General features: G+C 58.2%; 6 protein-coding genes and 1 pseudogene. All 7 read right to left on the reverse strand.

The window, feature by feature from the left end:
• A pseudogene (locus GHO41_RS27495) lies at nt 1-314 on the reverse strand (energy transducer TonB); the annotation flags it as partial.
• 465 nt (nt 315-779) lie between these two features.
• Complete coding sequence (locus tag GHO41_RS27500) at nt 780-2,114, reverse strand: TldD/PmbA family protein (protein ID WP_153330994.1); 1,335 nt, start codon at nt 2,112-2,114, stop codon at nt 780-782.
• Nucleotides 2,114-3,547, reverse strand: coding sequence for a TldD/PmbA family protein (locus tag GHO41_RS27505; protein ID WP_371929055.1), 1,434 nt, complete (start codon nt 3,545-3,547; stop codon nt 2,114-2,116). Before GHO41_RS27505 ends, GHO41_RS27500 begins: the two co-directional genes overlap by 1 nt.
• A 96-nt stretch (nt 3,548-3,643) precedes the next feature.
• Complete coding sequence (locus GHO41_RS27510) at nt 3,644-5,458, reverse strand: ABC transporter ATP-binding protein (protein ID WP_153435179.1); 1,815 nt, start codon at nt 5,456-5,458, stop codon at nt 3,644-3,646.
• Nucleotides 5,459-5,921: 463 nt separating this feature from the next.
• Complete coding sequence (locus GHO41_RS27515; protein ID WP_153435180.1) at nt 5,922-7,502, reverse strand: ABC transporter ATP-binding protein; 1,581 nt, start codon at nt 7,500-7,502, stop codon at nt 5,922-5,924.
• Between the two features lies 1 nt (nt 7,503).
• Nucleotides 7,504-8,526, reverse strand: a complete 1,023-nt coding sequence (locus GHO41_RS27520; RefSeq protein ID WP_048369974.1) for an ABC transporter permease — start codon at nt 8,524-8,526, stop codon at nt 7,504-7,506.
• Nucleotides 8,526-9,354, reverse strand: an 829-nt coding sequence (gene yejB / locus GHO41_RS27525; protein ID WP_153435181.1) for a microcin C ABC transporter permease YejB, incomplete at its 5' end; no start/stop codon positions are given. The genes yejB and GHO41_RS27520, both read right to left, overlap by 1 nt.

The raw sequence follows: 9,354 nt of genomic DNA on the forward strand, positions 1-9,354 counted from the left end.
ACGGGCTCCGGCGGTGGCGGTGGTGGAGGCGGCTCTTCGACCGGCGGGGCCGGTGGCGCAGGGCTGCTTAGTTCTACGGTCATTTCCGGGATTTCGGGTGGCGTAATCACCGGCTCGGCCTTGGCGCGCTGGAAAAACCACCAGGCGCTGCCATGCAGCAGCACAACCACACCCACCAACAATAAAATGCGCGGCTTGCTCAGCCCGCCCGGCTGTGAGGTGTTGGGCACATGGGGGATATGTGTCCACTGTTGAACACGCTCAGCTGCCAATAGAGGGGCTGGCCGTTCTTTATGTTTTACCTCGTCACTCATTAAGAGTCCCTCGACAAAATGAAGGGCAATAAGGCTCCGTTCGCCCTTGCGTGCAGGGACGAGAACTGTCGTTCAACGGTTGTTTCAATGGCGCACTGACAGGTGAATGTTTGCCTGTCAAAAGGCCTTAATCACTGCGCGAATAAAGGGTCATGTTGAGCTCCTGTTGGTTAAGTCAACGGATCCGGATTTTTGTAAGAATTCGTTAAATTATGTATTGCAACGGCTATGCCAACAGTCAAAAAAAAGCCGCTTTGTCGGGTGGATATTTAAGCGCCAAGAGGCAGTTTTGTGCCTTAAGCCGCGTTAATAAGTGCTGAACTTAATTAACGCGGCTTAATAGCGGTTTTGAACTTGAGTTATAAACGTTGATAATCAATTTCTTTGTCTGACAATCTGACGAAAGTTAAGAGTTGTCAAAAAAAGTGCACCAAAGTAAGAGGGCGTGCCTATAAACAGTGCGCCCTATAAGGTCAGGGTTAAACGCTCTACCAGCGCGCCCGGCAGTACATGGCTGTTCAGGCTGCGCCGCTCATAAGTCCCCGAGTCGATGCACAGCGTTTGCTCGCGGGTCAGGGCCAGCAAGTTGCTGCCGAGCAGGTTGTACAGGCTGTCATCGAACCGCATGGTTTCGATGGGCGCGACGATGTGTCCGTTCTCCACCCAAAAGGTGGCAAAGCGGGTCATGCCGGTCAGGCTGGCAGAGCCTACATCCGAATAGTTCAGGTACCACAAGTTACTGATGTACAAGCCGGTTCCCAGTTCGCTCAGCACGTCGTTACTGGCCAGTTCGCCGGGCGCCATGACCAGCGAGTGGGGCATTTCCCTGCGGTCGGCACCATTGGCTTGCATGCCGTATTCAGCGGCCGAGCGTGAGCTGACCAGTTGCCCAACCAGCTTTCCGGTCTGGATCAGGTCGATGTCCTGACGCGCAGTGCCGTCCGGGCCGAAGCCGGGTTCAAAACCGGTGGACGGTTGTTCGCGCAGGCTGACCAAGGGTGATAACTGCTGTTTTCCGAGTTGCAACTGCTGCAATGCGCTCTGGCGGTTGGCAAAGGCCTTGGCTGAAAATGCGTCATAACTGAGCAAACCCAGCACTTCCTCCAGTGCCGCAGGGGCCAGATAAGCACGGTACTGCCCCGGTTTGAGGCTGATGCGCGGTGTGCTCAGGTGCTTGAGTTGCTCACGGGCCTGAACAAACACGTCACTTAACGCTTGAGCATCCCACGTGGCTGAACCATATGTGCTTTTAACTGCTTCACCACTGGCATCAAACAGGCTCCAGTCGAACAGCGCGTTGGCACATTGATGCCAACCGTAAGCCCCCCAGCTATTGGCGAAGCCGCGATACAGCGTGCCACCGGCATAAATGCCGACCATGTCCAGGCCCTGGCTCAAGTCGCAGATCGTGTCGATAACCTGTTGCAGCTCGGGAACCTGCCCCGGCACTTGCCGTTCTGTGCTCCATTCTTGCGTGTCGAGTAATAAATACGGGTCGGCAGGCAACACATCGAGCAGTGCGCGAAGCTCGGTCAGGGTGTGCCCGAGAGTGACGGCATCCTGTGCAAAATCGCCGCTCAGGTTAAGTTGCGCGCTGCTGTGGCGTTCGCCGCGGATCAGCCGCAACGTCAATTCAAGTTGTAGCACCGGGTAAGCCTGGCGCACTTTGCCGTGGTTGAAACGCACGAACTGGCTGTCTTCAGCTTCAAACCACAGGGTGAACTGTTCATCGGTGTGCAACTGGCCCTTGAGCCAGTGTTCCAGCGCCTTGAACGCGCTGGCGAATCGGCAATTGCTCATCAGGCCTGGCCTCCGAATACATCTATTTGACTGAACACACAGGCCGGAGAAGCGTGGCCCACGGTGACAACCTGATTGGGTTCGCCTTTGCCGCAATTGGGGGTGCCCATGATCTGGTGGGTCGAGGCGTCGCCCACGGCGCTAAAGTTGCGCCAGAACTGCGATGAAATGCCCCGATAATTCGGGTTTTTAACCACGGCCCCCAGCTCGCCATTTTCGATCAACTGGCCCCATTCGCAGCCGAACTGGAACTTGTTGCGCGCATCATCGATCGACCACGAACGGTTGCTGGCCATCAGGATGCCGTGCTCAATGCCGCCAATCAGTTGCTCCATCGACTGGTCGCCGGGTTCGATATTGAGGTTGGCCATGCGGTCAATCGGTGCCCGGTTCCAGTTGCAGGCGCGGCTGTTGGCGACGCCCGGCAAGTCACTGCGGGCCTGGGACAGTGCGCCGCCCATGGGCCGCTGCAAAATCCCCTGGCTGATCAGTAAGTGTTTTTCGGCCGGCAGGCCTTCGTCGTCGTGGCTGTAGCTCACCAGTTCGCCGGGCACGCCGGGGTCGAAGCTGACATTCAGCAGGTCAGAGCCATAACGGTAATGGCCAAACATGTCGGGGGTGACAAAGCTGGTGCCGGCGTAGTTGCGCTCATCACCGAGGATGCGGTCCAGCTCCAGCGGGTGGCCGATGGATTCATGGATCTGCAGGATCATTTGATCCGGCATCAGCAGCACGTCCCGCGGGCCTTGCGGGGTGTTCGGGGCCAGCAGCAGTTGCAGGGCCTCGTCGGCGACGCGACGGGCTTGCTCGCTCAGTGCCGATTGAGTGACCACATTGGCGCCGCCTTGTTGGGCAAGGCTGTAGGTGCGGCGCTGGCTTTGCTGGCCGTCAAAAGCATTGACGCCCACCTCGGGGTACAGCTGCTGCTGGCTGCGCAGAATGTCATTGCCCTGGTTATCCAGATACAGCTGTTGTTCTTGCACCACACGCAAACGAGCGGACCAGTGCACCAGTCGCGGGTCACCGGGGACGCTCTGCGAGGTTTCCATTAACAGGGCCAGCCAGTCGGCGGTGCCCGGCAACGGCAGGTCCAGATCGGGTGAGCGGTAATGCGCCTGTACATCCCGTGTTTGCGGGGCAGGGTAGTGCAGTAAACCCCGGCCCCGCAGTGATTGGGCCGTATGTTGGGCGCGCTCAAGTGCCTGTTGCAATCCCGACAGACTGATATCGCTGGTGGCTGCAAAGGCCTGTTGGCTGTCAATGTGGACGCAGACCATAACCCCGCAACTATGGCGCAGTGAAGGAGGTTCAATAACATTGCGCGATACGCCCAATGTTTGCGCTTGTTGTTCAACCAGGCGCAATGAAATAAAACCGGGTATATCGGCACATGTTTGCATGAATCGTCTGAGTGACGATTGTGCGTGACTCATGATGAGTGTCCTTTCAAGTGCAAAGCACCGCGTGTTAATGGCGAGGGCTTTGGGTTAATAAGTTAATAAAAGGCGGCATTAAAAGTGCCGTGGTAGTTACGTGACCAATAATTCATCTACGCGGGCATCTTTTTCACTTAACAAACCGTCGGACTGGTGTTGCCACAGTCGGTAATAGAGGCCTTTAAGTTCCAGTAAGTGTTGATGACTGCCGTCTTCAACAATCAAGCCTTTATCCAGCACCACAATCCGATCCAGATGCGCAATGGTCGACAGCCGGTGCGCAACAACCAACACGGTTTTGTCCGCCATGATGTCGTCCAGGCTGCTTTGAATCAGGCTTTCGGTTTCGGAGTCGAGGCTGGCGGTGGCTTCGTCGAGTACCAGAATCGGCGCGTTCTTGAGCAAGGCGCGGGCAATGGCGATGCGCTGGCGCTGACCGCCCGACAACTTGACCCCGCGCTCACCGATCAAGGCGTCATAGCCGTCTTGCATGTGCAGGATGAAGTCATGGGCGTGGGCACGTTTGGCCGCCAGCACAATGGCCGATTCGTCGGCATCAACGTCGCCATAACCGATGTTTTCCCGCAGGGAGCGATGAAACAGGCCCGGCTCTTGCGGGATCAAGCCGATGTGGCTGTGCAGCGATTGCTGGGTCATGCCCTGAATATCAACGCCGTCGATTTCGACCTGACCTTTTTGCGGGTCGTAGGCGCGCAGCAACAGGTTGAGCAACGTCGATTTGCCCGAGCCTGAAAGTCCGACAATCCCGACGCGCTGACCGGCTGCAATGTTCAGGTTGAAGTGTTTGAAGATCGGCTTGTCCGGGCTGTAGCCGAAGTTCACGTCACGAAAGCGGATAGCGCCTTTTTCGATGCGTGCGGGCAGGGCATCGGTGCTGTCCGGCATTTCGTGGGGCTTGAGCAGGGTGTCGATGCTGTTCTGGATGTTGCCGATCGATTCGAAAAACTGCATGAACTGCATGCTCAAATAACTGCACTGGGCCACGATCATCAAACCCAGAGTGGCCACCATCACCAATTGGCCGACGTCGATCTTGCCCAGGTGCCAGAGGTACAGCGCGACGGCTACCAGGCCGACGCGCAACACAATCGACAGGCTGTCTTGCAGCAGGCGGATTTTCTCCTGGTAGAAAAACGAGCGCTGCGCGGCCTGTTTTTCTTGGGTCTGGTAGCGGTTCAGGTAGTCAAGTTCAAAGTCCTGGCGGGCAAACAGGCGGATGCTGGCCAGGTTGCTGACCGCGTCGACAATTTTGCCGGTGGTCACGCTGCGCGCTTTGGCATGATCTGCTGCCAGTACTTGCGCTTTGCGTGACAGCACAAACGCCAGCAATGTGTAGGCCAGCACCCACACCAGCAGGCCCAGACCCAGCCAGGGCGAGGCCAGTGTCAGCAATACCAGGCTGGTGATCAGCACCACCAGAATCGGCAGCATGTCGACGATCAGGTTCCAGGTGATCTCTAGCAGGCCAATGCTGCCTTCGCCGATGCGATGGGCCAGGCTGCCGGCAAAATGTTCACCGAAATAGCGGGCCGAATGGCGCTGCAAATAGGCGAACAGGTCACGCACGATGCGTATTTTTTGCTGCGGCCGGACCATGATCATGCACAACGTGGCGCCTCGGGCGCAGAGCATTTGCGCCACGGCCAGGCCAAACAGCAGGCCCAGCGCGGGCAAGCTGGCCTGCCACAGGTCGGCGTGGTCCCACAGGCCGTCACTCACAGCGCCGGTGATGCGGCCGATGGCATAGGGCATGAGGGTGGCGGTCATTGCAGCGCCGATTTGCAGCGCCGCGATTGCCCAGTACCAGCGCGGGTACAGGCGCACGTAATGCCACACATAGGCCCAAGGCCGTTTGGGAGGAACGGTAATAGCGTCAAATTCAGACATGTCTGACCTTTTTTCAAAGCAAAGCGGTCCGCGTTGGCTGCTCGCGAAGAGACGGCCAATGAGGGGGCGTGCAGGTGAAAAGCGTCTATCGGGTGATAGCGCAGCTCAGGCTATGTATCGATGCCGGGCGGGGTACACGAAGCGAACGCGCAGGCGTAAAGGCGGGGGAGTATTTGCAGCGAGTGCACATCAGACATCGTTGTTATTCCTTTTGTACAGCTGATCAATGGCATGACTTTTGGTCTGCCGTTGCACTGAATGTGGACAGTTTTTACGTCCGCGGTCGCAATTGGTGCGGGTTACGCACCCCGGAAGCTGTGTTTTCAACCGGTGAATTGCTAACGCCCAATGACAAGGAAAATCTGTGCCAGTTTTGGTAAAACTTTGTAAAAAATTAAAGTGTGCCTCGCGATCTTTTCAACGATCAAAAGATCGCGAGGCAAGCTCGCTCCTACAGATTGGGTCAGGGGGTTACGCTGCTCGCTTGTAACAGCTCGCGGGTGTACGGGTGTTGCGGGTTGCCGAACAGGCTTTGTGCGTTGCCTTGCTCCACCACTTTGCCGTCCTTGATCACGATCATGTCGTGGGCCAGTGCATGCACCACCGCCAGGTCGTGGCTGATAAACAGGTAGGTCAGGCCGTGTTTGGCCTGTAAGTCACGCAGCAAGTCCACCACTTGTTTTTGCACGGTGCGGTCCAGCGCCGAGGTCGGTTCGTCGAGCAGGATCAACTCCGGTTCCATGATCAACGCCCGGGCGATGGAGATGCGCTGGCGTTGACCGCCCGAGAATTCATGTGGGTAGCGGTGGCGGCTCTCAGGGTCGAGCCCCACCTCTTGCAGTACACGGATCACCGCGGCTTCACGTTCCTGCACGGTGCCGATGTTGTGGGCCAGCAACCCCTCGCTGATGATCTGCTGCACCGACATGCGCGGGCTCAGGCTGCCAAACGGGTCTTGAAATACCACCTGCATGTGGCGCCTTAACGGCCGCAGTTGGTCTTGGTTGAGGGCACCGAGTTGCTGGCCGTCGAGTCGGATAGACCCTTGCGATTCCACCAGCCGCAGCACCGCCTGGCCGAGGGTGGATTTGCCCGAGCCCGATTCACCGACAATGCCCAGGGTGCGGCCTTTTTTCAGCTCAAAACTGACCCCGTCCACGGCCTTGACGTAATGCCGCTCTCGGCTGAACAACGACTTGGGCAAAGGGAACCAGACTTTAAGGTCGTCGACCTGGAGCAGGTTGCTTTGATCGTCAGCAGGCACCGGGCTGCCGCTGGGCTCGGCCTCGATCAGCATGCGGCTGTAAGGGTGTTGCGGGGCTTTGAACAGCTCCTCGCAGGTGGCTTGCTCGACAATTTCACCGCCGCGCATCACGCACACGCGCTGGGCGATTTTGCGCACCAGGTTGAGGTCGTGGCTGATAAGCAGCAACGACATGCCTAGACGCTGTTGCAGGTCGATCAGCAGCTCGAGGATTTTTTGCTGCACGGTGACGTCCAGCGCCGTGGTCGGTTCGTCAGCGATCAGCAACTCTGGCTCATTGGCCAGCGCCATGGCGATCATCACCCGCTGGCGTTGGCCGCCAGACAACTGATGGGGGTAGGCATTGAGGCGATGTTGCGGGTCGCGAATCCCAACCAGTTCCAGCAGTTCAAGGGTTCTGGCCCGTGCTTCGCGTTTTTTCAGGCCCTTGTGGGTGATCAATACTTCGCTGACTTGCTTTTCGACGGTATGCAGCGGGTTGAGCGAGGTCATCGGCTCCTGGAAAATCATCGCGATGCGGTTGCCGCGCAGACTGCGCAGTTGCGCAGGGCTGGCGTTCACCAGGTCGATGCCGTTGTAGCGGATGCTGCCTTGGGTTTCGACGTTTTTACCCGGCAACAGGCGCAAGATCGAGTGCGCCGTCACCGACTTGCCCGAGCCCGACTCGCCCACCAGTGCCAGGCACTCGCCACGGCGGATATCCAGGTTGACCCCGTGCACCACTTCACGCCCGGCAAAGCCAACGCGCAGGTCACGTATTTCGATCAGTGTGTCGCTCATCTCAACTCCTTGGATCAAACGCGTCACGGCAGGCTTCGCCGATAAACACCAGTAGCGACAAAATCAGTGCCAGCACACAAAACGCGGTCAGGCCCAGCCATGGGGCTTGCAGATTGCGCTTGGCCTGGCCGATCAGTTCACCCAGCGAGGCGGTGCCGGGCGGCATGCCGAAGCCGAGAAAGTCCAGGGCGGTGAGGGTGGCAATTGCGCCGGTCAAAATGAACGGGATGTAGGTCAGGGTCGAAGTCATGGCGTTAGGCAGAATGTGCCGGCGCATCAGCGCACCATTGGTCAAGCCCAAGGCCCGTGCGGCTTTGACGTATTCCAGATTGCGCCCGCGCAAAAATTCGGCGCGCACCACGTCCACCAGGGCCAGCCAACTGAACAGCGCCATGATGCCCAGCAACCACCAAAAGCTCGGGGCGATAAAACCCGAGAGGATGATCAGCAGGTACAGCACCGGCAGCCCGGCCCAGACTTCTTGCAGGCGTTGGCCGATCAGGTCCACCAGGCCGCCGTAAAAGCCCTGCAAGGCGCCCGCCGTGATGCCTACCAGCGCACTGATGGCGGTGAGGATCAAGGCAAACAGGATCGAAATCCGCGCGCCAAAGATCACCCGCGCCAGCACGTCACGGGCCTGCTCATCGGTGCCCAGCCAGTTACTGCTGCTGGGTGGGCTTGGGGAGGGCACCTTGAGGTCGTAGTTGACCGTGTCGGAACTGAACGGGATGGGCGCAAAGAGCATCCAGCCGCCTTGCCCGGTGATGAGTGTCTGCACGTATTCGCTGCGGTAATCCGGCTCGAAAGGCAGTTCGCCGCCGAAGTCGGTTTCAAGGTGGCTGGAGACAATCGGGAAATACCACTGGTCTTTGAAGTGAATGGCCAAGGGTTTGTCGTTGGCGATCAATTCGCCGCACAGGCAGACCACAAACAGGCCGATAAACAGCCACAGCGACCACCAGCCCCGGCGGTTGGCCTTGAAATGGGCGAAGCGCCGACGGCTCAGGGGAGAGAGGGTAAACATCAGGCATTCCTCGCCGAGAAGTCGATACGGGGGTCGAGCAGGGTGTAGCAAATGTCGCCGATCAACTTGATCAACAGCCCGAACAGGGTGAACAGAAACAGCGTGCCAAACACCACCGGGTAATCGCGGGATATCGCCGCCTCGTAGCTCATGCGGCCGATGCCATCGAGGTTGAAGATGGTTTCGATCAGCAAGGAACCGGCAAAGAACACTTCGATCAGCGCCTGCGGCACGCCGGCCACCACCAGCAACATGGCGTTGCGTAACACATGGCCGTAGAGCACGCGTTTTTCGGTCAGACCTTTGGCCCGCGCAGTGACCACGTACTGGCGACTGATTTCATTCAAGAAGCTGTTTTTGGTGAGGATGGTCAGGGTGGCAAAACCGCCGATCACCAGCGCGCTTACCGGCAAGACCATGTGCCACAGGTAGTCGGCGATCTTGCCGAAAAAGCTCAGGCTGTCGAAGTCGTCCGAGACCATGCCCTGGATCGGAAACCAGCTCACATAACTGCCGCCCGCGAACACCACGATCAGCAAAATGGCAAACAGAAACGCCGGCATGGCGTAGCCAATGATGATCGCGGTGCTGGTCCACACATCAAATTTGCTGCCGTTGTGGATGGCCTTGCGAATCCCCAGCGGGATCGAGATCAGGTAGGTGATGAGGGTGGCCCACACGCCTAGCGAGATCGACACCGGGAGCTTCTGCAAGATCAGGTCAGTGACCTTGGCCCCACGGAAAAAGCTGTTGCCGAAATCCAGTTGCGCGTAGTTCTTGAGCATCAGCCACAAGCGCTCGTGCATGGGTTTGTCGAAGCCGTAATGC

The sequence above is a fragment of the Pseudomonas sp. FSL R10-0399 genome (genome assembly GCF_009600165.1).
Lineage (GTDB): Bacteria > Pseudomonadota > Gammaproteobacteria > Pseudomonadales > Pseudomonadaceae > Aquipseudomonas > Aquipseudomonas helleri.